19 protein-coding genes and 3 tRNA genes are annotated in these 21,943 nt (G+C 54.2%); 11 read left to right on the top strand and 11 right to left on the bottom strand.

Going from position 1 to position 21,943, the window contains the following annotated elements; all coding sequences use genetic code 11:
• Window positions 1-62 precede the first annotated feature (62 nt).
• From HV318_RS09135 to HV318_RS09125, 3 genes are all read right to left on the bottom strand, one after another.
• Window positions 63-139: transfer RNA gene (locus HV318_RS09135), tRNA-Met, on the bottom strand.
• A gap of 43 nt (window positions 140-182) precedes the next feature.
• Window positions 183-259, bottom strand: a tRNA-Met gene (locus HV318_RS09130).
• A 34-nt stretch (window positions 260-293) separates the two neighbouring features.
• Window positions 294-370: transfer RNA gene (locus HV318_RS09125), tRNA-Met, on the bottom strand.
• A 209-nt stretch (window positions 371-579) separates the two neighbouring features.
• On the opposite strand from HV318_RS09125, the gene mltA reads away from it, so the two are divergent.
• Both mltA and tcdA read left to right on the top strand, forming a co-directional pair.
• Complete coding sequence (gene mltA, locus HV318_RS09120) at window positions 580-1,677, top strand: murein transglycosylase A (protein WP_182272498.1); 1,098 nt, start codon at window positions 580-582, stop codon at window positions 1,675-1,677.
• 77 nt (window positions 1,678-1,754) lie between these two features.
• Entirely contained in the window at window positions 1,755-2,561 is an 807-nt protein-coding gene (tcdA, locus tag HV318_RS09115) for a tRNA cyclic N6-threonylcarbamoyladenosine(37) synthase TcdA (RefSeq protein ID WP_182272497.1), read from the top strand.
• Here tcdA and csdE read toward each other — a convergent pair.
• Together csdE and csdA are read right to left on the bottom strand one after the other, a co-directional pair.
• Window positions 2,552-2,998 carry a cysteine desulfurase sulfur acceptor subunit CsdE gene (gene csdE / locus HV318_RS09110; protein WP_182272496.1) on the bottom strand — a complete coding sequence of 149 codons (447 nt, stop codon included), beginning with the start codon at window positions 2,996-2,998 and terminating at the stop codon, window positions 2,552-2,554. The two genes, tcdA and csdE, sit on opposite strands and share 10 nt — an antisense overlap.
• Entirely contained in the window at window positions 2,998-4,203 is a 1,206-nt protein-coding gene (gene csdA, locus HV318_RS09105) for a cysteine desulfurase CsdA (protein ID WP_182272495.1), read from the bottom strand. Before csdA ends, csdE begins: the two co-directional genes overlap by 1 nt.
• A 430-nt stretch (window positions 4,204-4,633) precedes the next feature.
• On the opposite strand from csdA, the gene gcvA reads away from it, so the two are divergent.
• The 4 genes from gcvA (at window position 4,634) to HV318_RS09085 (ending at window position 8,389) form a co-directional block, all read left to right on the top strand.
• Window positions 4,634-5,551, top strand: coding sequence for a glycine cleavage system transcriptional regulator GcvA (gene gcvA / locus HV318_RS09100; RefSeq protein ID WP_182272494.1), 918 nt, complete (start codon window positions 4,634-4,636; stop codon window positions 5,549-5,551).
• 39 nt (window positions 5,552-5,590) lie between these two features.
• Window positions 5,591-5,986: a DUF423 domain-containing protein gene (locus HV318_RS09095; protein WP_003862756.1), complete on the top strand. Its 396-nt coding sequence runs from the start codon at window positions 5,591-5,593 to the stop codon at window positions 5,984-5,986.
• Window positions 5,979-7,079: a 23S rRNA (cytidine(2498)-2'-O)-methyltransferase RlmM gene (gene rlmM, locus HV318_RS09090; RefSeq protein ID WP_182272493.1), complete on the top strand. Its 1,101-nt coding sequence runs from the start codon at window positions 5,979-5,981 to the stop codon at window positions 7,077-7,079. The genes HV318_RS09095 and rlmM overlap by 8 nt, the downstream gene beginning before the upstream one ends.
• Before the next feature lie 167 nt (window positions 7,080-7,246).
• Window positions 7,247-8,389, top strand: coding sequence for an IS481 family transposase (locus tag HV318_RS09085; RefSeq protein WP_524537211.1), 1,143 nt, complete (start codon window positions 7,247-7,249; stop codon window positions 8,387-8,389).
• Between the two features lie 74 nt (window positions 8,390-8,463).
• Here HV318_RS09085 and xni read toward each other — a convergent pair whose 3' ends face one another.
• The 5 genes from xni to queF form a co-directional block, all read right to left on the bottom strand.
• Complete coding sequence (gene xni, locus HV318_RS09080; protein WP_182272491.1) at window positions 8,464-9,219, bottom strand: flap endonuclease Xni; 756 nt, start codon at window positions 9,217-9,219, stop codon at window positions 8,464-8,466.
• Window positions 9,220-9,330: 111 nt separating this feature from the next.
• Window positions 9,331-10,698 carry an L-serine ammonia-lyase gene (locus HV318_RS09075; protein WP_182272490.1) on the bottom strand — a complete coding sequence of 456 codons (1,368 nt, stop codon included), beginning with the start codon at window positions 10,696-10,698 and terminating at the stop codon, window positions 9,331-9,333.
• A 63-nt stretch (window positions 10,699-10,761) separates the two neighbouring features.
• Window positions 10,762-12,051: an HAAAP family serine/threonine permease gene (locus tag HV318_RS09070; protein WP_182272489.1), complete on the bottom strand. Its 1,290-nt coding sequence runs from the start codon at window positions 12,049-12,051 to the stop codon at window positions 10,762-10,764.
• Window positions 12,052-12,567: 516 nt separating this feature from the next.
• Window positions 12,568-13,932, bottom strand: a complete 1,365-nt coding sequence (ppnN, locus tag HV318_RS09065) for a nucleotide 5'-monophosphate nucleosidase PpnN (protein WP_182272488.1) — start codon at window positions 13,930-13,932, stop codon at window positions 12,568-12,570.
• A 114-nt stretch (window positions 13,933-14,046) separates the two neighbouring features.
• Window positions 14,047-14,889: an NADPH-dependent 7-cyano-7-deazaguanine reductase QueF gene (queF, locus tag HV318_RS09060; protein ID WP_182272487.1), complete on the bottom strand. Its 843-nt coding sequence runs from the start codon at window positions 14,887-14,889 to the stop codon at window positions 14,047-14,049.
• A 69-nt stretch (window positions 14,890-14,958) separates the two neighbouring features.
• On the opposite strand from queF, the gene syd reads away from it, so the two are divergent.
• From syd to HV318_RS09035, 5 genes are all read left to right on the top strand, one after another.
• Window positions 14,959-15,504 carry a SecY-interacting protein gene (gene syd, locus HV318_RS09055; RefSeq protein ID WP_182272486.1) on the top strand — a complete coding sequence of 182 codons (546 nt, stop codon included), beginning with the start codon at window positions 14,959-14,961 and terminating at the stop codon, window positions 15,502-15,504.
• Window positions 15,505-16,135: 631 nt separating this feature from the next.
• Window positions 16,136-16,465: a YqcC family protein gene (locus HV318_RS09050; RefSeq protein ID WP_182272485.1), complete on the top strand. Its 330-nt coding sequence runs from the start codon at window positions 16,136-16,138 to the stop codon at window positions 16,463-16,465.
• Window positions 16,465-17,247, top strand: coding sequence for a tRNA pseudouridine(65) synthase TruC (truC, locus tag HV318_RS09045; protein WP_182274565.1), 783 nt, complete (start codon window positions 16,465-16,467; stop codon window positions 17,245-17,247). Before HV318_RS09050 ends, truC begins: the two co-directional genes overlap by 1 nt.
• A gap of 15 nt (window positions 17,248-17,262) precedes the next feature.
• Window positions 17,263-17,712 (top strand): flavodoxin, encoded by a 450-nt coding sequence (locus HV318_RS09040; protein WP_182272484.1) that lies wholly within the window; start codon window positions 17,263-17,265, stop codon window positions 17,710-17,712.
• Window positions 17,713-17,952: 240 nt separating this feature from the next.
• Window positions 17,953-19,098: a glycerate kinase gene (locus HV318_RS09035; protein ID WP_182272483.1), complete on the top strand. Its 1,146-nt coding sequence runs from the start codon at window positions 17,953-17,955 to the stop codon at window positions 19,096-19,098.
• Window positions 19,099-19,135: 37 nt separating this feature from the next.
• Here HV318_RS09035 and barA read toward each other — a convergent pair whose 3' ends face one another.
• Entirely contained in the window at window positions 19,136-21,895 is a 2,760-nt protein-coding gene (barA, locus tag HV318_RS09030; protein WP_182272482.1) for a two-component sensor histidine kinase BarA, read from the bottom strand.
• Window positions 21,896-21,943: the final 48 nt, after the last annotated feature.

Genomic DNA, 21,943 nt, shown 5'->3' with positions numbered 1-21,943 from the left:
AGATCCACAAACTGCAGATACAAAAAAACACCCTTGAGGGTGTTTATTGTTTTAAGAAGTGTTGGTTGCGGGGGCCGGATTTGAACCGACGACCTTCGGGTTATGAGCCCGACGAGCTACCAGGCTGCTCCACCCCGCGTCCGTCTTTCTGCTTTTGCAGAAACTTCTTCTTCAAATTTGATTGGTTGCGGGGGCCGGATTTGAACCGACGACCTTCGGGTTATGAGCCCGACGAGCTACCAGGCTGCTCCACCCCGCGTCACCGTACTGCTTGTACTTCATCAAATTTTAATTGGTTGCGGGGGCCGGATTTGAACCGACGACCTTCGGGTTATGAGCCCGACGAGCTACCAGGCTGCTCCACCCCGCGTCCGTGGATGCGCACTATACTCGGTTAGGTTTGTGATGCAACCCCTTTTTTACATAATTCATTAACTTTGTATGTAAATTGAACGACATCGATACGTGTGGACTATTTTTTGCGCAAAATTTGCCAAAGGGCATGTGATTCCATTCCTTTAGAACGGGGGGTTTGTTATCTTCATCACGCGGAAATGGGCAACTTAAAGACGAGATATAATGAAAGGATGTTGGGCGAAGTATCTGATGACGGGCGCAATGGTAGCCATTCTGGCGGCCTGTTCTTCCAAACCGACCGATCGCGGTCAACAGTATAAAGACGGGAAGTTATCCCAGCCTTTCTCTTTAGTTAACCAACCTGATGCCGTCGGCGCGCCGATCAACGCCGGAGATTTCTCCGAGCAGGTCTACCAGATCCGCAATGCGTCACCGCGTCTGTATGGCTCGCAGAATAATGTTTACAGCGCGGTACAGGAGTGGCTGCGCGCGGGGGGCGATACGCGTAATATGCGCCAGTTTGGTATTGATGCCTGGCAGATGGAAGGGGCTGATAACTATGGCAACGTCCAGTTTACCGGCTATTACACCCCCGTGATTCAGGCACGACACTCCCGCCAGGGTGAGTTCCAGTACCCGATTTACCGTATGCCGCCAAAACGCGGCCGCCTGCCGTCTCGTGCCGATATCTACTCGGGGGCGCTTAGCGAAAATTACGTTCTGGCCTACAGCAACTCGCTGATGGATAACTTCATCATGGATGTTCAGGGCAGTGGCTACATCGATTTTGGTGACGGTACACCGCTTAATTTCTTCAGCTATTCCGGTAAAAACGGTCATGCCTACCGCAGTATTGGTAAGGTGCTTATCGACAGAGGTGAAGTGAAGAAAGAAGATATGTCGATGCAGGCGATCCGCGAATGGGGTGAAAAACACAGTGAAGCCGAGGTGCGAGAGCTGCTGGAGCAAAACCCGTCGTTTGTCTTCTTCAAACCACAGAACTTTGCGCCGGTAAAAGGGGCAAGTGCCGTACCGCTGATTGGCCGTGCGTCGGTGGCGTCGGATCGTTCGATTATTCCGGCGGGCACTACGTTACTTGCGGAAGTTCCGTTGCTGGATCATAACGGCAAATTCAACGGCCAGTACGAGTTACGCCTGATGGTGGCACTGGATGTGGGCGGCGCAATCAAAGGCCAGCACTTCGATATTTATCAGGGTATTGGCCCGGATGCTGGTCACCGTGCAGGCTGGTATAACCATTACGGACGTGTATGGGTGCTGAAGACAACCGCTGGCGGTGGCAACGTATTCAGCGGCTGATTATGGTATTCTGAGCCGTATAGAGATTATTGAGCAGGGGTGAGGGAGAACCTCACCCTTTTTACATCTGAGGTCTTATGTCTGTGGTAATCAGCGACGCATGGCGTCAGCGTTTTGGCGGCACGGCTCGTTTATATGGTGAAAAAGCCCTGCAGCTGTTTGCGGATGCGCATGTCTGCGTTGTGGGTATTGGCGGCGTTGGTTCCTGGGCTGCAGAAGCGCTGGCGAGAACCGGTATTGGTGCGATCACGCTGATTGATATGGATGATGTCTGCGTGACCAATACTAACCGTCAAATCCACGCTCTGCGTGATAACGTTGGGCTGGCAAAATCTGAGGTGATGGCGGAGCGTATTCGTTTGATCAACCCGGAATGCCGCGTGACGGTGATTGATGACTTTGTAACGGCGGATAATGTTGCGGAGTACATGAGCAAAGGCTACAGCTACGTGATTGATGCCATCGACAGTGTGCGTCCAAAAGCGGCGCTGATCGCGTACTGCCGTCGCTACAAAGTTCCGCTGATCACCACCGGCGGTGCGGGTGGGCAAATCGATCCGACGCAGATCCAGGTGGCCGACCTGGCAAAAACCATCCAGGATCCCCTGGCAGCCAGGCTGCGCGAGCGCTTAAAAAGCGACTTTAACGTTGTGAAGAATAGCAAAGGCAAGCTGGGCGTAGACTGTGTGTTCTCCACCGAGGCGCTGGTCTACCCACAGGCGGATGGTTCGGCGTGTGCTATGAAAAGCACGGCAGAAGGACCAAAACGAATGGACTGCGCCTCAGGCTTTGGTGCGGCCACGATGGTGACCGCGTCCTTCGGTTTTGTCGCGGTTTCCCACGCCCTGAAGAAGATGATGGCGAAGGCGGAACGTCAGGCCTGAGCCTGACGTGCGGCATCCAGCACCGCTTCGCTGAGCGCGGTCAGCCCCTGGCTGCGTGAGGCGCTCAGCTGCGTGCGAAGCCCCAGTTCATCGAACAGCGCCAGCGGCGAACGCGCCTGCAGTTCTGCCGCGCTTTTACCTTCCACGGCAGTTAAGAGCACTGCCAGCAGGCCACGCACGATACGACCTTCGCTGTCGCCGAAGAAATGCAATTTCTCGCCAGATACGCTAAACCCCAACCAGACACGGTTCTCACAGCCTGCTATCTCTTTTGCCTGCGCTTTAAGCTCCTCAGACAGGGCGGGCAGCTGTTTACCCAGCAGGATCAGCTGACGGTACTTGTCTTCCCACTGTGTGAGCGGGGCGAAGGTCTGTTTTAACGTCTCTTCTGTGATGACGGAGCCAAACGGGTGTCCGGCTAAAGCAGAGCTAGTCATTAATCCACCAGTAATTCAAGGGCGCGGTCAACGGCCGCAACCAGCGCGTCTACATCGCTTTGTGTATTGTATGGCGCAAAGGAGGCGCGCAGCGTACCGCTGACGCCAAGTGCCGCCAGCAGCGGCTGTGCGCAGTGCTGCCCGGCGCGCAGGGCAATGCCATATCCGGCCAGCAGCGTTACCATGTCGCTATGATGAACGCCCGCAAAATCAAAGGCCAGCAGGCTGGAATCCTGCACGCGGAATGAACGGAAACCTGGACGTTTTTTTAGCGCTTCTTCTGCCAGCGTCGCCAGTCCCCGGCTCCAGCTTTCGGCCTGAACGACGTCCGTTTCAGCCAGCCACTCCAGTGCAGCGCTTAGGCCAATGACGCCTGCCACGTTTGGCGTACCGGCTTCCAGACGATAAGGCACGTCCTGCGTTCTGAAGCCGTCGAAGGTTACCTCGGTAATCATCTTGCCGCCACCGAGCCACGGCGTCATTTGCGCCAGCAGTTCAGGCTTGCCATACAACGCCCCGATACCGGTTGGCCCGTACAGCTTGTGGCCTGAGAAGGCGTAGAAATCAATATCCAGCGCGTTAACATCGGCCGGAAAATGCACAATTCCTTGTGCACCGTCGACCATGACCACCATACCGCTGGCGTGGGCGATTTCGATAGCCAGTGCCAGATCCGGACAGCCTCCGGTGACGTTGGACATTTGCCCCAGGGCCAATATCCGACTGCGGGACGTAATCAGCTCAGGTAAACGCGCCACGTCGGGCAGAAAATCTGACCCCAGCGGGAGCTTTACAATGCGTGCGCCTGTTTGCTCCGCAACCATCAGCCACGGCACCAGGTTCGCGTGATGTTCTGCCTCGCTGACGATGATCTCGTCCCCCGGTTGCAGCCGCGGGCGCGCATAGCACTGCGCCACCATATTGATGGCCTCGGTTGTACCTCGCGTCCAGACGATATTTTTCCCGCTTTCGGCATTAATCAGGCGTGCGACCTGGTCGCGCGCGGCTTCATAGCGTGCAGTTAAGCGCTGGGCCTCAGCAAACTGACTGCGATGCACATTACCTGCACTCAGGCTGTAAAACTGCGTAGTGGCGTCGATAACGGCCAGCGGCTTGAGCGCCGTTGCTGCGCTATCAAGGTATATACCGGCATCGGCCAGCGCCGGGAACTGTGCGCGAAAGTGTGCGGGACTGAAAGCGTTCATGGAATTCCTCATTTCGATCCGTAGATCGTCGCGCAAATTTGGAAGCAGGGCAAGGTGGTTAGATGAAACACGCTGGAGAGGGGAAAAAATGGACAAAAAAAAGCACCGCAAATTGGCGGTGCTACATTAATCACTATGGACAGACAGGGTAAATGTACAGGAAGTGAAAAATTGGTAGCGTTGCTACCGTGGTCTGAATCGCAGACCAATTGCAAACACAACAACACAACATCACAACCGTAAGCCAAAAGCCCTTCAGAACACGCATTCTAAAAAAAGCTTTTCGTTCCGGCTCAGGAAGTGCCGCCACTATAGGTATTTGCTGGTAGTTCCTCAACGGACAAATTATAATGGCTCAGATTAAAAAAACTAATAGGTTAAACGTTGTTTCCTATATGTTAAATCTCGTTAACATCTAAGCCAGATAACCATGTCGAAGCGATTGCCACCCCTTAATGCATTACGTGTTTTTGATGCAGCAGCACGCCACCTGAGCTTCACCCGCGCAGCAGATGAGCTTTTTGTGACACAGGCCGCAGTAAGTCACCAAATCAAGTCCCTGGAGGATTTTCTGGGCCTTAAGCTGTTCCGTCGCCGCAACCGTTCATTACTCCTGACTGAAGAAGGCCAGAGCTATTTTCAGGATATTAAAGAGATTTTTTCCCAGCTCACCGAAGCCACGCGTAAGCTGCAGGCGCGCAGTGCAAAAGGCGCACTCACGGTAAGCCTATTGCCAAGTTTTGCCATTCAATGGCTGGTGCCAAGACTTTCAAGCTTTAACTCAGCTTATCCGGGAATCGACGTCCGAATTCAGGCGGTGGATCGCCAGGAAGACAAACTGGCAGATGACGTGGATGTCGCCATTTTTTATGGTCGCGGTAACTGGCCGGGCTTGCGCGTCGAGAAATTATACGCAGAATATCTGTTGCCGGTTTGTTCACCGCTGCTTCTGACGGGGGACAAGGCGCTGAAGACGCCCGCTGATTTGGCGCAGCATACGCTTTTACATGATGCTTCTCGCCGTGACTGGCAAACTTATACCCGCCAATTAGGTCTTAATCATATAAACGTGCAGCAGGGCCCCATTTTTAGCCACAGTGCGATGGTGTTACAGGCTGCCATTCACGGGCAGGGCGTTGCGTTGGCGAACAACGTAATGGCACAGTCCGAAATTGAGGCAGGCCGCCTGGTTTGCCCTTTTAATGATGTTCTGGTCAGCAAGAATGCGTTTTATCTGGTTTGTCATGACAGTCAGGCAGAACTGGGTAAAATAGCCGCCTTCCGGCAGTGGATACTGTCCAGAGCGGCGAACGAGCAAGAAAAATTCCGCTTCAGGTATGATCAATAACTTTTGTGTGCTGAGCACGTATCACTTTAGGACTGAACCATGACCAGCCGATTCATGCTGATTTTTGCCGCGGTGAGTGGCTTTATTTTTGTCGCACTGGGTGCCTTTGGCGCGCATGTGTTAAGTAAATCTTTAGGGGTGGTAGAGATGGGCTGGATCCAGACCGGCCTTGAATATCAGGCGTTCCATACGCTGGCTATCTTTGGGCTGGCGGTAGCGATGCAGCGCCGTATCAGCATCTGGTTTTACTGGAGCAGCGTATTTCTGGCGCTGGGTACCGTGCTGTTTAGCGGTAGCCTGTACTGCCTTGCGCTCTCGCATTTGCGCCTGTGGGCGTTTGTTACACCTGTTGGTGGCGTCAGCTTCCTGGCAGGTTGGGTATTAATGTTTATCGGAGCTATCCGTCTGAAACGCAAGGGCGTTGTTCATGAATAAGGTTGTTTTATATTGTCGCCCGGGGTTTGAGAAAGAGTGCGCCGCGGAAATTACGGATAAAGCGGCGAAGCGCGAAGTCTTCGGTTTTGCACGCGTCAAAGAAAATGCGGGCTATGTGGTGTTCGAATGCTACCAGCCTGACGACGCGGATAAGCTGGTGCGTGAACTGCCGTTCAGCTCATTGATCTTCGCCCGCCAGATGTTTGTTGCAGGTGAACTGCTCAAAGATCTTCCGCCTGAAGACCGCATCACGCCGATTGTCGGGATGCTGCAGGGCGTGGTGGAGAAAGGGGGCGATCTGCGCGTTGAAGTGGCTGACACCAACGAAAGCAAAGAACTGATGAAGTTCTGCCGTAAGTTCACCGTACCACTGCGTGCAGCGCTGCGTGATGCGGGCGTGCTGACGAATTACGAGACGCCAAAACGTCCTGTTGTGCATATCTTCTTTATTGCACCTGGCTGTTGCTACACGGGCTACTCATACACGACCAACAACTCCCCGTTCTTTATGGGCATCCCGCGTTTGCGCTTCCCGGCAGATGCACCGAGCCGTTCAACGCTGAAGCTGGAAGAGGCATTTCACGTCTTTATCCCGGCTGATGAGTGGGACGAACGCCTGGCAAACGGCATGTACGCGGTCGATCTCGGTGCGTGTCCTGGCGGCTGGACGTATCAGCTGGTGAAACGCAACATGTGGGTTTCGTCTGTCGATAACGGCCCGATGGCACAAAGCCTGATGGATACCGGACAAGTGACCTGGCTGCGTGAAGATGGTTTCCGCTATCGTCCAAACCGCAACAATATCTCCTGGATGGTGTGCGATATGGTTGAGAAACCAGCGAAAGTGGCTGCACTGATGGCCTCCTGGCTGGTGAATGGCTGGTGTCGTGAGACTATCTTCAACCTTAAGTTGCCGATGAAAAAGCGTTATGAGGAAGTCTCTCAGAACCTGGCCTACATTCAGGCACAGATGGATGAACACGGTATTAACGTGGAAATTCAGGCACGTCAGCTTTATCACGACCGCGAAGAGGTGACGGTGCATATTCGTCGCTGGTGGGCTGCTGTCGGTGGGCGTCGCGACGAACGGTAGTTCCCCTTACCCCGGCCCTCTTCCCAAAAGGGTGAGGGAGAAAAGACAACACCGGGCAATTCCCTCTCCCCTATGGGGTGTACAGTCCGGGGACATAGTGAACACTTGTTCGGGGACATGGTAGACACTTACAACTAAGGCATAAGAACCCGTTTATGGAGTCACTTATGCCCTGGGATGCGAGAGATACCATGTCATTACGTACCGGGTTTGTTTTGTTTGCCTCGCAGGACGGGGCGAACATCCGTTCCCTGTGCCGTCACTACGGCATTTCGCCTGCCACCGGCTATAAGTGGCTTCAGCGCTGGGCTCAGGAAGGCGCATCCGGCCTTCTGGACCGGCCCCGTATACCTCATCATTCCCCGAACCGCTCATCTGATGACATCACTGCTCTGCTGCGCATGGCACATGACCGTCATGAACGCTGGGGCGCACGCAAGATTAAGCGCTGGCTGGAAGACCTGGGGCACTGCATGCCCGCTTTCAGCACCGTCCATAACCTGATGGCCCGCCACGGTCTGCTGCCGGGCATTTCACCGGGCATTCCGGCCTCAGGGCGGTTCGAACATGATGCGCCCAATCGCCTCTGGCAGATGGATTTTAAGGGACACTTTCCCTTTGGTGGTGGCCGCTGTCATCCGCTCACCCTGCTGGATGACCACTCCCGCTTTTCCCTGTGCCTGGCACACTGCACCGATGAACGGCGTGAGACCGTACAGCAGCTGCTGGTCAGCGTGTTTGAACGCTACGGTCTGCCGGACAGGATGACGATGGATAACGGAGCGCCGTGGGGCGACACCAGCGGCATCTGGACGGCACTGGAGCTGTGGCTGATGCGCCTGGGTATCCGGGTGGGGCACTCCCGGCCATATCATCCGCAGACACAGGGCAAGCTGGAGCGTTTTCACCGCAGCCTGAAGGCGGAAGTGTTGCAGGGGAAGTGGTTCGCGGACAGCGGTGAACTGCAGCGTGCATTTGAACACTGGCGCACCGTCTATAACCTTGAACGACCGCACGAGGCGCTGGGTATGAACGTTCCGGCCTCCCGGTATCAGCCGTCCGCACGGCAGTACAACGGCAACACAATCCCACCGGAATACGATGAGGGGGTGATGGTCAGGAAAGTCGATATCAGCGGGAAGCTGAGCGTGAAAGGAGTCAGTCTGAGCGCAGGCAAGGCGTTCAGGGGGGAACGGGTAGGGCTGAGGGAAACACAGGAAGACGGCTGTTATGACGTGTGGTGGTACAGCACGAAAGTGGGGGTGATCGACCTGAAGAAAAAGTCGATCACCATAGGTAAAGGATGTTAAAAAGTGTTCACCATGTCCCCGAACACCTGTCTACCATGTCCCCGGACCGTACATGGGGAGAGGGTGAGGGGCAACTAACGCTCTAACCTCAGTTGCTGCAAATTCCCGTCTAACTGTAAATCCGTCTGTAGTGTCGCCACATCCCGGCAGATAAACGCCATTTCTTTATGTGCCTCCAGCTTTTTGCGCCACTTTTCTGGTACGTCATCCAGCCGGGCATAAATTCCTTCCAGGCTCTGAAAATCCGTCAGAAGCTGTGCGGCACTCTTCGGCCCAATACCCGCCACCCCCGGAACCTTGGAGCTGCTTATCCCCGCAAGCCCCCAGTAATCGGGAAGTTGTTCAGGCGAGACGCCAAACTCACTGGCAATAAACGGTGCGTCCAGCCAGCGTTTTTGAAAGTAGTCGCGAATGCGGATAGTGGGTGAAAGTAGCTGGCAGTAGCCTTTATCGGTCGACACAATTGTGGCCTGATGCCCGGCGCTCGCCACCTTTACGGCAAGCGTAGCTGCCAGATCGTCGGCCTCATTGCCTTGAGCACCCCAGCAGGGGACACCGTGCTGTTCAAAGGCGGCGCGGATGGCGGGCATTTCAGCATGCAGATCGTCTGGCATGGGCGCGCGTCCGGCTTTGTAGTCGGGCAGGCGCTGGTGACGCCAGCCTGTATTGCGTGCTTCGTCGTCGAACACCGCGACGACATGGGTCGGTTCGCTATGGCGGATAAGCAGCTCCAGTGCGTGCAGGCAGGTATCCTTACACGGCGTACCTTGCACCGCATGAATTCGGCGAATCAGGTTGAGGGCATCGACGATAAGCAAATGAACGGCCACAGATAATCTCCCTTCTGTTAATGCAGGAAGGGTAACACTGTCAGCAGTATGAAACTATGCGCGGCGGGGAAAACAGGAAGAAGCCTCGCAAAACGAGGCTTCCTGAGAGGCTTAATCGCAGGTGACGATCTTCATCGCCAGGCCACCGCGAGAGGTTTCGCGGTATTTGGCGTTCATATCTTTACCGGTTTCGTACATGGTTTCGATAACTTTATCGAGGCAGACGCGCGGTTCACTGGTACGGCGCAGCGCCATACGTGCCGCGTTTACCGCCTTCACCGAGGCGATAGCGTTACGCTCGATGCAAGGCACCTGCACCTGTCCTGCAACCGGGTCACAGGTCAACCCCAGGTTGTGTTCCATGCCGATTTCCGCTGCAATGCACACCTGAGCCGGGCTTGCCCCCAGCAGTTCTGCCAGACCTGCCGCAGCCATTGAACAGGCCACGCCCACTTCACCCTGACAGCCCACTTCCGCCCCGGAAATGGATGCGTTCATTTTGTACAGTGAACCAATCGCACTGGCGACCAGCATGTAACGTGCCAGAGAGTTCGCATTTACTTCACGAATACACTTGTCGTAGTACGCCAGCACAGCCGGAACAATGCCGCAGGCACCGTTGGTTGGTGCTGTCACCACGCGGCCACCCGCAGCGTTCTCTTCGTTAACGGCCAGCGCGAACATGTTGATCCAGTCCACTACGGCCATCGGGTCAGTCGTCGTTTTGTCGGTGCTGACCAACATGCGGCGCAGTGCCGCCGCACGGCGTGGTACGCGAAGTTTACCCGGCAGAACACCCTCGGTGGTGATGCCGCGTTCAATACCGCTGCGCATCACTTCCCAGACGTTGGCAAAGTGCTGTTCAAGCTCTTCTTTGCTGTGCAATGCCAGTTCGTTTTTCATCATCAGGCCAGAGAGAGACAGACCTGTCTCCTGACAGTGATGCTGTAAATCCGCTGCGTTTTTATACGGATACGGTACCTCAACGGAGGAATTGTTCGTCTGACCAAAGTGGTCTTCGTCGACGATAAAACCGCCGCCGATGGAGTAGTAAGTCTGGCTGTAAATCGCCTTGTCGCCTGCCAGCGCGGTAATGCGCATGCCGTTTTCGTGCAGCGACAGGTTGTCGGCATGGAAATTCATGCACTGATCAACCGGGAACTCAACTTCATGCTCACCGTTTGCCAGCAGCAAACGACCATGCGTATTGACGTCCTGGATGAATCCCGGAATCGTATCAATATCAACGGTATCCGGCAGGTTTCCTGCCAGGCCCATGATAATGGCGATATCCGTATGGTGACCTTTACCGGTCAGGGAGAGAGAACCGTATACATCGACAACTACGCGGGTAACGTCGTGCAACATGCCGCGTGCAATCAAGTCATCCGTGAATTGTTTACCTGCTTTCATTGGTCCGACGGTGTGAGAGCTGGAAGGACCAATACCGATTTTGAAGATATCGAATACGCTAATCATGATGCGTCCATTGCTATCAGTCAGAGAGGAGGAGTGCGCCGCCCAGGGGCGGCGCAGGAGGTATTAGCTGAAGAGCGAGAAGAAAATGGCGGAGATGGCAATCAGACCCATAATCACAACGAATACGTTGCTGATATGGCCGCTGTATTTACGCATCGCAGGCACTTTCTGAATCGCGTACATCGGCATCAGGAACAGAATCATCGCGATAACCGGGCCGCCCAGGGTTTCAATCATACCCAGGATGCTTGGGTTCAGGGTGGCTACCGCCCAGGTGGTGACCAGCATGAACAGTGCAGTGATTTTGTTCAGTTTGTTGATTTCAATGCTCTTGCCTTTACCGCGCAGAGATTTAATCACCATACCGTTGAAACCTTCACGTGCGCCCAGGTAGTGGCCCAGGAAGGATTTGGTGATAGCGATAATCGCGATGATAGGTGCCATCCACGCAATCAACGGAGCGTTAAAGTGGTTTGCCAGGTAAGACAGAATAGAGATGTTCTGCTCTTTCGCCGCAACCAGATCTGTCGGGGAGAGGCTCAGTACGCAGCTGAAGACGAAGAACATCACGGTCAGCACCATCATGATGTGTGCACGTGCCAGGATGCTGGAACATTTCTTCTCTGCGCCATTGCCGTACTCTTCACGCTTCGCAACCGCGAAGGAGGAGATGATCGGGGAGTGGTTGAAGGAGAACACCATCACAGGGATTGCCAGCCACAGGGTCAACAGCAGGCCGTTACCGGTTGCGGATGCGCTGCTCAGGGACAGGGTTTCCAGTGCTGCACCGTTCCACTGCGGGATCAGGTAGCACGCCAGCACCATCAAGGCTGCCACAAACGGGAACACCAGAATGCTCATCGCTTTAACAATCATCTGCTCACCGAAGCGTACGATGGTCATCATACCGACGATCAGGATCAGAGACAGAATGGCACGCGGAGGTGGCGTCATGTGCAACTGGTGCAGCATGAAGCTCTCTACGGTGTTGGTGATTGCCACGCTATACACCAACAGGATTGGGTAAATTGCAAAGAAGTAGAGCAGGGTAATCAGTTTACCTGCGCCTACGCCAAAGTGTTCTTCAACAACTTCGGTGATGTCTTCACCCGGGTTTTTACCGGACAGCACGAAGCGGGTCAGACCGCGGTGTGCAAAGAAGGTCATCGGGAAGGCGATGATTGCCATGATGATCAGCGGAACCAAACCGCCGACACCTGCGTTAATAGGAAGGAATAGTACACCAGCGCCGATTGCTGTGCCGTAAAGGCCAAGCATCCACATGGTATCCGTTTTGCGCCAACCACTTCGGGATTCAATCGAAGCAACGGTGCTGGTTTGAGTGGTTTCCATCTGTATCTCCTGGAGGAAGCAAATTGTCAGGTTTCTAGTCTAATCCGATGAAAAAGGGCCTGACGGTAATATGAAATTCGTTCAGTGACGGTTTTTTAATAATTTTTGCCCGTAACTATTGGCGGGCGGAAAGATACATTTTAGTTATGAGTGTATCAGTGATCACGATCCCAAATGCAATAATCCACTTTTGATGTGGGCATCTTTAGACCATTTATCTATTAAAAAAACATCAAAGAGAATTTACGGGCGCGAAGGCTACCATTAACAACATGTGACCTGAAAGGCTGGCCAGTGAGATAGGCGTCTTACGCTGTAAAGAAATGGGATTTTAGGATTTTCTGGCAGATAATTTTGATTAAGGCTGATAATTTCCGGTTTGAAAAATGAGGTAATCGTTTGCGTATTGGCTGGTTTTGTAAATGACATAAGAGATATGCATCAGTTGTCAGGGAGTTATAAAGGAAATAAAAAAGCCGGATAGCGATCCGGCTTGAAAGGGTTTTGTGCTGATAGTCAGGTGCAGATTTCGTAGCAAGGAATATAGGCTGAACCCGGTAGCTTCATGCGGTGTTGGGCCACAAAGCCCTGCAGCATGTCATCCATGCGGCGCATCATCTCGCGATCGCCGTGAATTTTGTATGGGCCAAACTCCTCGATAGCGCGGATACCCATCTCTTTCACGTTACCTGCCACGATACCGGAGAAGGCGCGGCGCAGATCGGCTGCCAGAACCTCTACGGGTTGATCCGGATAGAGCTTCAGGTTGGCCATATTCTCGTGCGAAGGTTCGAACGGGATCTGCAGATCCGGCGCAATGCGGATTGACCAGTTAAAGCTGTAGGCATCGCCGGTGTCACGACGATTCTCTTTCACCAGTGGCATCGCTTTTTTCATCTGGCGTGCTACTTCTGCCGCATCGTCAATGATAATGCGATAGTGACGACGCGCAGCTTCACCCAGTGTATGCACGATAAACTCGTCCAGTACGCGGAAGTAGTCGGCACTCTCTTTCGGCCCGGTCAGGATCAGCGGCAGAACCTGATCTTTGTTGGCCGGGTTCATCAGGATCCCCAGCAGATAAAGCAGCTCTTCCGCTGTACCCACACCACCAGGGAAGATGATGATGCCGTGGGCGATACGGACAAACGCCTCAAGGCGTTTTTCGATATCCGGCATGATAATCAGCTCATTAACCAGTGGGTTAGGTGGTTCAGCTGCAATAATGGACGGTTCGGTCATACCGATAAAACGTCCCTCTTTATAGCGTTGCTGCGCGTGTCCCACCGCTGCACCTTTCATTGGCGCTTCCATCGCCCCCGGGCCGCAGCCGGTACAGATGTTCAGTTCGCGCAGACCAAGCTGAGTCCCCACCCGACGGGCATAGAGGTATTCTGTTTCATTAATGGAGTGACCACCCCAGCAGACAACCGTATTCGGCGCTTCGCCGACGTGCAGAGCGCGGGCATTACGTAAAATAGAGAACACCAGGTTGGTGATATGAACTGAGCTTTCCAGATCGAGATGCTGGAAGCGGTCGGCGTTGTGGATCTGCCCGTTAACAAACAGGATGTCACGCAGCACGGCAAACAGGTTGGCCTGCAGGGAACGAATAATGCGCCCGTCGACAAAGGCCTCTTCCGGCGGGTTGATGACCTCAAGTTTCACACCGCGCTCGCGGCGCAGCACGTTGATGTCAAAACTTTCGAAGCGGGACAGCAGTTCTTTACTGTTGTCCGTCAGACTACCGGAGTTCAGTACGGCAAGTGAACAGTTACGAAACAGTTGATAAAGATCGCTGCTGGCGGTGCGTTTAAGCATATCCACTTCCAGCTGCGACAACATATCCATTGAGCCAAGCGGGCTAATATGTGTAATCAAGTGAGCTCCTTACGGGACAATTTTCGTCTTTCCCTGTTGATTACAATAGCCCTGGCTTATGACGTTTCACAACCTAAAGCGCGGAATGAACCGCGCATATTTTCAAAAAAAATGTTACTGACGCACCAGACGTCCGGTAGCAGGCACAAAATCGGTATTGGTGCGCCACGGGTTGATATCCAGACCGCCACGGCGGGTGTAGCGCGCATAGACGCTCAGTTTTTCCGGGTGGCAGAAACGCTGAATGTCATTAAAGATGCGCTCCACGCACTGTTCGTGGAATTCGTTGTGATGGCGGAACGACACCAGGTAGCGCAGCAGCTTTTCCCGGTCAATTTTCGGGCCGCGATACTGAATCTGCACTGAGCCCCAGTCCGGCTGATGGGTGATCAGGCAGTTGGACTTCAACAGATGGCTGACCAGCGTCTCTTCGACCACTTTTCCGCTCGCTGCATTTTCGAGGTAATCGGCGCTGAATTCATAGTTAGCCACCTCTATGTCCTGATCGTCGATGCATGCACCGTTGAAGTGGGCAATAGGTTGCCCTTCCAGCTCATGCAGGCGATACAGTGAGACGGTCACCTTACCCTGCGCGCAGGTGCTTAAATCCCGCTCCAGCGTGTGCTGGACATCTTCCCAACTGCGGAATTTTGTCTGGTTAAAGCTGTTGAGGTACAGCTTAAAGCTTTTAGATTCCACCAGGTTAAGACTGGCGTAATCCAGCTCAACGTGACCCACAGCGACCTGCGGCAGGCCGCGATCGTTAAGCCAGGACAGTTCGTATAACGTCCAGATATCGCCGCCGACAAACGGCAGCGCGTCGGCGTGCAGACCCAGAGGATCGCGGTTCAGGCTGCGCGGTACGCCCTGCAACAGGCTTGCATCGTAGGTGTCGCGGTAATCGGTCGATTTACCCAGCGTTAAGCCCGTTAACGCCTGATGATTTTCGTAAGACATGTTTCATAGCCACTTTACAGGTACACTTATGGGCTGAGTTTATCCTGTCTTACAAGAAGAGAGAAATCGGTGGATATCGAAACTGCAAATGCCCTGACTACCTTCACGACCCGCTACTGCGATGTATGGCAAGAAAAGCAGGGGACGTGGCCGCAAAGTGCTGACTTATATGGTGTACCATCACCGTGCATTATCTCTTCTCTGGACGACCGCGTTATCTGGCAACCAAAACCCTTCACGGGCGAGCAAAATGTAAATGCGGTTGAACGCGCAATGGACATTGTGGTACAACCAGCGATTCATGCGTTTTACACCACGCAATTTGCAGGGGATATGGCCGCACGCTTTGCCGACATATCGCTGACCTTGCTGCAGACCTGGAGCGAAGACGATCTGCAGCGCGTTCAGGAAAACCTGATTGGCCATCTGGTCACGCAAAAACGCCTTAAGCTTTCTCCGACTCTCTTTATTGCCACGCTGGACAGTGAACTGGATGTTATCTCCGTCTGCAACCTGTCTGGTGAAGTGATCAAAGAGACTATCGGTACCCGCAACCGCGACACTCTTGCTCCTTCACTTGCGGATTTCCTCACCCGGCTTGAGCCTCTTCTGTAATCCATGATGCTACTGCGCGTGTGAGAGATCTCTTACAAGGTTTGTGAGAGATTGCCGCATTCTTCAGTATTGTCTCAGAGAATTAAGAAAGCTATTGTCATATTTTTCAATGAATTAATTGTTTTGTGAGGCGTCTGGAGAGGTTTCTTGTGGCTTACCACGCTTACAGGGTGGGTTGTAAGACGAAGCGGAATAGCGGATTCTATCTCTGTCGACAGGATGCCGACACGAGAAACGAACATCAGGATGATGGCGTTTCTCACAAAGGACTCGTCAGGATGACGCTGCAGGAAGGCTTCAGGATGAAGCAAAGAGGATAGCGCAGGATGCGTGATGCACACCTCCAGGAAGGAGAACGAGAGCCGGTCAGGATGGTCGGTGGGTCAGGACGGCCAGGACGTTTCAGGATGAAACAGCACATCAGGATGATGTGAGCAGGATGCAAAAGGTTTACGGATGACCATGCCTTCGGGCCTCAGGAAAAGTTGTCACGGATGAGCAGGGAGCACAAATTGTAGCTGGAATGCTGCGGAACGAACCGGGAGCACTGTTTTTACAGTGCTCCCTTTTTTTATTTCTGCGTCCTGCAATGCTATGCTGCGCGCCGTTCAGTTTTTCAGTTGAGGTTACTATGACGCAACACGATAGCGTTCGTGCCCGGTTGCACGCCATCGAAGCACTATTGCGCCAACATCAGCTGTGGCAGGAGACCGCGCCGCAGCCAGAAGCGTTCGCAAGCACCCAGCCGTTTTGCCTGGATACGCTGGCACCGTTTGAGTGGCTCCAGTGGGTGTTAATTCCGCGCATGCACGCGCTGCTCGAAGGTGGCCACCCGCTGCCGCAGACGTTTGCTGTTTCGCCCTATTATGAAATGGCACTTGAGGCGACGCATCCTGCGCGCGACGTGATGCTGCCTGAGTTAGAAAGGCTGGATGCACTGTTTGCCGGTGATGATGCATGATGCTTGAGATCCTCTATCAGGATGAGTGGCTGGTGGCGGTGAATAAACCGTCAGGCTGGCTGGTACACCGTAGCTGGCTGGATCGCGACGAGAAAGTGGTGGTGATGCAAACCGTGCGTGACCAGATTGGTCAGCATGTTTTTACCGCACACCGGCTGGACAGACCGACATCCGGCGTACTGTTGATGGGGCTTTCCAGCGAAGCGGGCCGCCTGTTGGCGCAGCAGTTTGAACAGCATCAGATCCAGAAACGCTACCACGCGATTGTGCGCGGCTGGCTGACGGAGACTGCCCGGCTTGATTATCCGCTGGTGGAAGAGCTGGACATAATTGCCGATAAATTTGCCCGTGATGACAAAGGCCCGCAGCCCGCCGTGACGGATTATCGCGGTATGGCAACAACAGAAATGCCGGTGGCTACCAGTAAATTCCCCACCACCCGCTATAGTCTGGTTGAGCTTTTGCCCAAAACCGGGCGCAAACATCAGCTCCGCCGTCACCTGAAACATCTTCGCCATCCGATTATTGGCGACAGCAAGCACGGCGATCTGCGCCAGAACCGTAGCGCGGCAGAGCATTTTGGCTGCGATCGTCTGATGCTGCATGCAAGCGAACTGAGCCTGACACACCCGTTTACCGGCGAACCCCTGACCATTCGGGCAGGGCTGGACGACATCTGGATGCAGGCACTGTCACAGTTTGGCTGGCTGGGGCAACTCCCCGAAAATGAAAGGGTTGAGTTTGTACCGGGCAGCGTTCAGGATGAACAGCAAGCGCAATAATTAAGGGAACATAACATGGCTGAAGTTGGTATTTTTGTCGGCACGATGTACGGCAACTCGCTGCTGGTTGCTGAGGAGGCGGAAGCCATCCTTGCGAACCAGGGCCATAAAGCCACGGTCTATGAAGACCCGGAGCTTGCTGACTGGGAAAAGTACAAAGACAAATACATTCTGGTTGTGACCTCCACAACAGGCCAGGGAGATTTACCTGACAGCATCGTACCGCTTTTCCAGGGGATTAAAGACCAGCTCGGTTATCAGCCGGACGTTCACTACGGCATTATCGCCCTCGGTGACAGCTCCTATGCCAATTTTTGTGGCGGCGGTAAGCAGTTTGACGCGCTTTTGCAGGAACAGAGTGCCCAGCGCGTTGGCGACATGTTGCTGATTGATGCCGGTGAACATCCGGAGCCAGAAAGTGAATCGAATCCGTGGGTTGAGCACTGGGCGACCTTGCTGAAATAACGCCCCGCATGAACCGTTGGCCGGGTCAGGTGTCGCCGCCGCCCGGCAACGAACCCCAATTCCATGAAGTCTCTTCCTGCGCGTTGGGCTTATGCCCTAAACAACCTCTCATCATCACCGCAATGTTGTGTTCCTGCACGGTGAGAACATCACTCCCTCCGACATATACTTTTCCCCTCCATGACCAAAAGGGCAGTGCAGATATATGCTTAATGCAGTGAGTATGCGTAAGGGTGACCTATGAAAATTGTGATCGCGCCGGACTCATATAAGGAAAGTTTGAGTGCTCCTGAGGTTGCGACGGCGATAGAACGCGGTTTTCGCGAGATTTTTCCTTCGGCGCACTACGTCAAACTGCCGGTTGCTGATGGTGGCGAAGGTACGGTAGAGGCGATGGTCGCGGCAACTCAGGGGCGAATAGTTCATGTTCCGGTGACCGGCCCGCTGGGTGAGCGCGTGGACGGGTTTTATGGGTTATCCGGCGACGGGCAGCGCGCATTTATTGAGATGGCGGCGGCGAGCGGCCTGGCGCTGGTCGCGCCTTCGCAACGTAACCCATTGAAAACCACCTCATGGGGAACCGGCGAGCTTATTTGTCATGCACTGGATGTTGGTGTGAAACATATCATTATCGGCATTGGTGGCAGTGCAACCAATGACGGTGGTGCGGGTATGGTGCAGGCGCTGGGGGCAAAACTGCTTGATGCCAAAGCGCAACGCATTGGGCCTGGTGGCGGCGAATTGTCACGGCTGACGCATATCGATCTGAGCGAGATGGACAACCGTCTGGCTGATTGCCGGATTGAGGTGGCCTGTGATGTGACCAATCCGCTCATCGGCGAAGAGGGCGCGTCAACGGTGTTTGGGCCACAGAAGGGAGCCACGCCGGAGATGGTCGTCACCCTGGACAACGCGCTTGCCCACTACGCGCGGGTTATTGCCCGGGATCTGAGTATTGATGTGACAAACCTCGCCGGTGGCGGGGCGGCTGGCGGAATGGGGGCGGCACTGTACGCCTTTTGTGGCGCTCAGTTGCGCCAGGGCATCGATATTGTCACGGATGCGTTGCACCTGGCGGATCAGGTCGCCGATGCGGATCTGGTTATCACGGGTGAAGGGCGTATTGACAGCCAGACTATCCACGGCAAAGTGCCTGTCGGCGTGGCGAGAGTCGCCAAACGCTACAACAAACCGGTTATTGGTATTGCGGGTAGTCTGACGGCGGATGTCGGCGTGGTGCATGAACACGGTATCGACGCGGTGTTTAGCGTGCTTTATACCATTTGTTCGCTGGAAGATGCGCTGGATAATGCCAGCGAGAATGTGCAGCTGGCGGCGAGGAATATTGCGGCGGTGCTGAAAGTGGGACAGGGGTTGAAACGCTGAATGCCGGGTCAGGCGACGTCGCCGCCCGGCAATGGTTCTAGTTTCCCAATAACTTCATCGCTTCCCGCGTCACATTATCCATCTCATCCAGCAGTTCCAGAAACTCCGGTTCAAGCTCCGATTCTGGCATGCCAGCTCGTAGCTGTTGCTCCAGCAACTGGCAGAGATTTTTCAGCCGTGGTACCCCGCTGTAGCCGCAGCTGCCGTGCAGCTTGTGGATGGCCTCCAGCAGATCCTCCGGGTTCTCTCCCACCAGTTGTTCTTCAATCTTATTCCGAATTTCCGGCAGGAACGCGACCAGCATTTGCAGCATTTCACGGGCTAAATCGGCCTTCCCGGCCGCCTGGCGTAGCGCAAGCTGCCAGTCAAAAGTGGCATTATGGTTGATGTTGATCTCAACCGGTTCGGCAGAAACGGTATACGTCCCGCTGATATGTCCCGGTTTATAGCGCAGCAACAGGTTGTGCAGCTTTTCTTCGTCAATCGGTTTTGCCAGATAATCATTCATTCCGGCGCTCAGAAGTTTCTCTTTCTGACCGGCCATCGCATGTGCTGTCACGGCAATGACCGGGGTTTGCTGCTGGTGCGGGAGCTGGTGTATCAGCTCACAGGCGCGAATACCGTCCATACCTGGCATCTGAATATCCATCAGAATTAAGTCGAACTGCATCTGTTTAGCCTGTTCGACCGCCTGAGCACCGCTGGCACACAGTTCAACGTGCTGAACCTGATCCTCAAGCAGTACACCTATCAGCTTCAGGTTGGCCGGATTATCATCCACCGCCATGACGCTCATCGGCAGTTTTTGTTCATCGTCAATCAGCGGTACGGCATGCTGGCTCAGGCGACAATACTCCGTGAGTGCTGGCAGCAAGCGTGTGGCGGTGAGTGGCTTAAGCAGGCAGGCGGCCGCTCCGTCATTTTTCAACTCTTCCGCGTTGATTTGGGCATGACACGGCAGGGCAAGCAGCAGGTAATCGGTCATTGATGCAGCTTTCGCCAGGCGCTCCTGTTGCATCGTGAGTTCGCCGGTAAAGGTGACCGGGACCCCCATCAGCAAAATATCGTAATGCTCGACGGCCAGTGCAGAGAACGTTGGGCTGTAGACAACCTCCAGCGGCGTGGTGCTTAAAATATCCAGCGTACACTGTGCCGCCGCTGCGTTAGGCTCAACATAGGCCAGACGCATTCCTTTCAGGCAATCCGTCACCGGGATATCTGTCAATACGTTCGGATTGAGGTCCAGGCTAATATGGAACCAGAAGGTTGACCCACGGTTTGGCTGACTGTGGAAAGAGATATCTCCGCCCATCTCTTTCACCAGTTTTTGCGTGATCACCAGCCCCAGACCCGTACCGCCGTGGCGGCGGGAAATGCTCGCATCTGCCTGACGGAACGCCTGGAACAGACGCGACTGGTCGCGCTCCGGAATACCGATACCCGTATCGCGGATCTGAACTTCAATCTGTACCTTGTTATTACTGAGCGCCCGTTTTTCGACCAGAATGTCGATGTTGCCGCTTTCAGTAAACTTGATGGCGTTACCCACCAGATTGGTGATGACCTGTTGCAGACGCAGCGGGTCACCAATGACGTTATCCGGCACGTCGTTCTTGATATTGAGCGTCAGCTCCAGCCCTTTGTCGTGTGATGAGTGGGCGAGCAGCGTCACCACTTCATCGAGCGTACTGCGCAGCGGGAAGGGAATGCTCTCCAGAAGCAGCTTACCGGCTTCCAGCTTGGAGAAGTCCAGCACGTCGTTGATGATAGCCAGCAGGTTATTGGCCGAGCGTTCAATGGTGTGCAGGTGATCGCGCTGGGTTGGGTTAAGCTCGCTTTTCAGCGTCAGGCGGGTAAAGCCGATCACGCCATTTAGCGGCGTGCGCAGCTCGTGCGACATATTTGCCAGGAATTCAGATTTAATGCGCGCCGCTTCCTGGGCGCGTTTTTTCGCCAGATCCAGCTCGACGTTCTGAATCTCCATCTGCTCCAGCGTTTCACGCAGATCGGAGGTGGCCTGGTCGACGTTATGCTGCATCTCCTCGTGGTATGCCGCCAGCGACATCGCCATCGAGTTAATGCCGTTTTTCAGCATATCCAGTTCGCCCAGCATAAATCCTTCCACACGACTGTCGAGCTGGCCCCGCCGGATGCGGTCAACGGTGTTGACCATATTACGGATTGGCCCCGTGACGTCGCGCATCAGTCGCCAGCCAAAGATTAGCGCAATACCGATACAGAACAGCATCATCACACCGGAGATAAAAATCTCTTTGTACTGCTGCAGCCGTACAGACTTGAGATCCAGCTCCAGCGCCACATATCCCAGCATATTATTGGTGGATTTGGCGTCGGACTGGGCAGACTCATCAGGGGAGTAACTTTCCGAGATAATAGGCGTGCGCAGGATCATGATATCGCCATGCCGCATTACGCTGAGATTGCGCGGGAACGGCGTACCGTCCGGGATTTTCAGTTCCGCAGGGTCGAGATGAAAATTCGAGGTTACGAACAGGCGGTTATGCTCGTCGTAAACGGAAATGGCGCGCACGATCTCCGAGTGTCGACGATGCAACACACTGATTAACTGACCAATAGATTCGCGGTTTTGCAGGTTCATCCCGTACTCACTGGAGACGGCCAGCGGTTCAATAATGCTGGCTCCGGCATCTTCCAGTTGTCGCTGCAAATCGTTATAGCGATGCACCACAAAGAAGATACTCAGCAGCAAACCGATAAGTACGGTGGGGGCGAGGATCAAAATCATCATGCGTGCACGCAGGCTGTAGTTGGTCATGGCGTTCCGTTATGGGACAATTAGGGTCACTAAATTTATTTGAGAACA

Origin of the sequence: Enterobacter sp. RHBSTW-00901 (assembly GCF_014103115.1) — a bacterium.
GTDB lineage: Bacteria > Pseudomonadota > Gammaproteobacteria > Enterobacterales > Enterobacteriaceae > Enterobacter > Enterobacter cloacae_P.
The sequence above is the reverse complement of the archived record's forward strand: the minus strand, read 5'-3'. Positions and strand labels throughout refer to the sequence as shown.

Coding starts and splice junctions, on each gene's coding strand:
- mltA (WP_182272498.1), top strand. CDS start 580: ATGAAAGGATGTTGGGCGAAGTATCTGATGACGGGCGCAATGGTAGCC.
- tcdA (WP_182272497.1), top strand. CDS start 1,755: ATGTCTGTGGTAATCAGCGACGCATGGCGTCAGCGTTTTGGCGGCACG.
- csdE (WP_182272496.1), bottom strand. CDS start 2,998: ATGACTAGCTCTGCTTTAGCCGGACACCCGTTTGGCTCCGTCATCACA.
- csdA (WP_182272495.1), bottom strand. CDS start 4,203: ATGAACGCTTTCAGTCCCGCACACTTTCGCGCACAGTTCCCGGCGCTG.
- gcvA (WP_182272494.1), top strand. CDS start 4,634: ATGTCGAAGCGATTGCCACCCCTTAATGCATTACGTGTTTTTGATGCA.
- HV318_RS09095 (WP_003862756.1), top strand. CDS start 5,591: ATGACCAGCCGATTCATGCTGATTTTTGCCGCGGTGAGTGGCTTTATT.
- rlmM (WP_182272493.1), top strand. CDS start 5,979: ATGAATAAGGTTGTTTTATATTGTCGCCCGGGGTTTGAGAAAGAGTGC.
- HV318_RS09085 (WP_524537211.1), top strand. CDS start 7,247: ATGCCCTGGGATGCGAGAGATACCATGTCATTACGTACCGGGTTTGTT.
- HV318_RS09075 (WP_182272490.1), bottom strand. CDS start 10,698: ATGATTAGCGTATTCGATATCTTCAAAATCGGTATTGGTCCTTCCAGC.
- HV318_RS09070 (WP_182272489.1), bottom strand. CDS start 12,051: ATGGAAACCACTCAAACCAGCACCGTTGCTTCGATTGAATCCCGAAGT.
- queF (WP_182272487.1), bottom strand. CDS start 14,889: ATGTCTTACGAAAATCATCAGGCGTTAACGGGCTTAACGCTGGGTAAA.
- HV318_RS09050 (WP_182272485.1), top strand. CDS start 16,136: ATGACGCAACACGATAGCGTTCGTGCCCGGTTGCACGCCATCGAAGCA.
- truC (WP_182274565.1), top strand. CDS start 16,465: ATGCTTGAGATCCTCTATCAGGATGAGTGGCTGGTGGCGGTGAATAAA.
- HV318_RS09040 (WP_182272484.1), top strand. CDS start 17,263: ATGGCTGAAGTTGGTATTTTTGTCGGCACGATGTACGGCAACTCGCTG.
- HV318_RS09035 (WP_182272483.1), top strand. CDS start 17,953: ATGAAAATTGTGATCGCGCCGGACTCATATAAGGAAAGTTTGAGTGCT.
- barA (WP_182272482.1), bottom strand. CDS start 21,895: ATGACCAACTACAGCCTGCGTGCACGCATGATGATTTTGATCCTCGCC.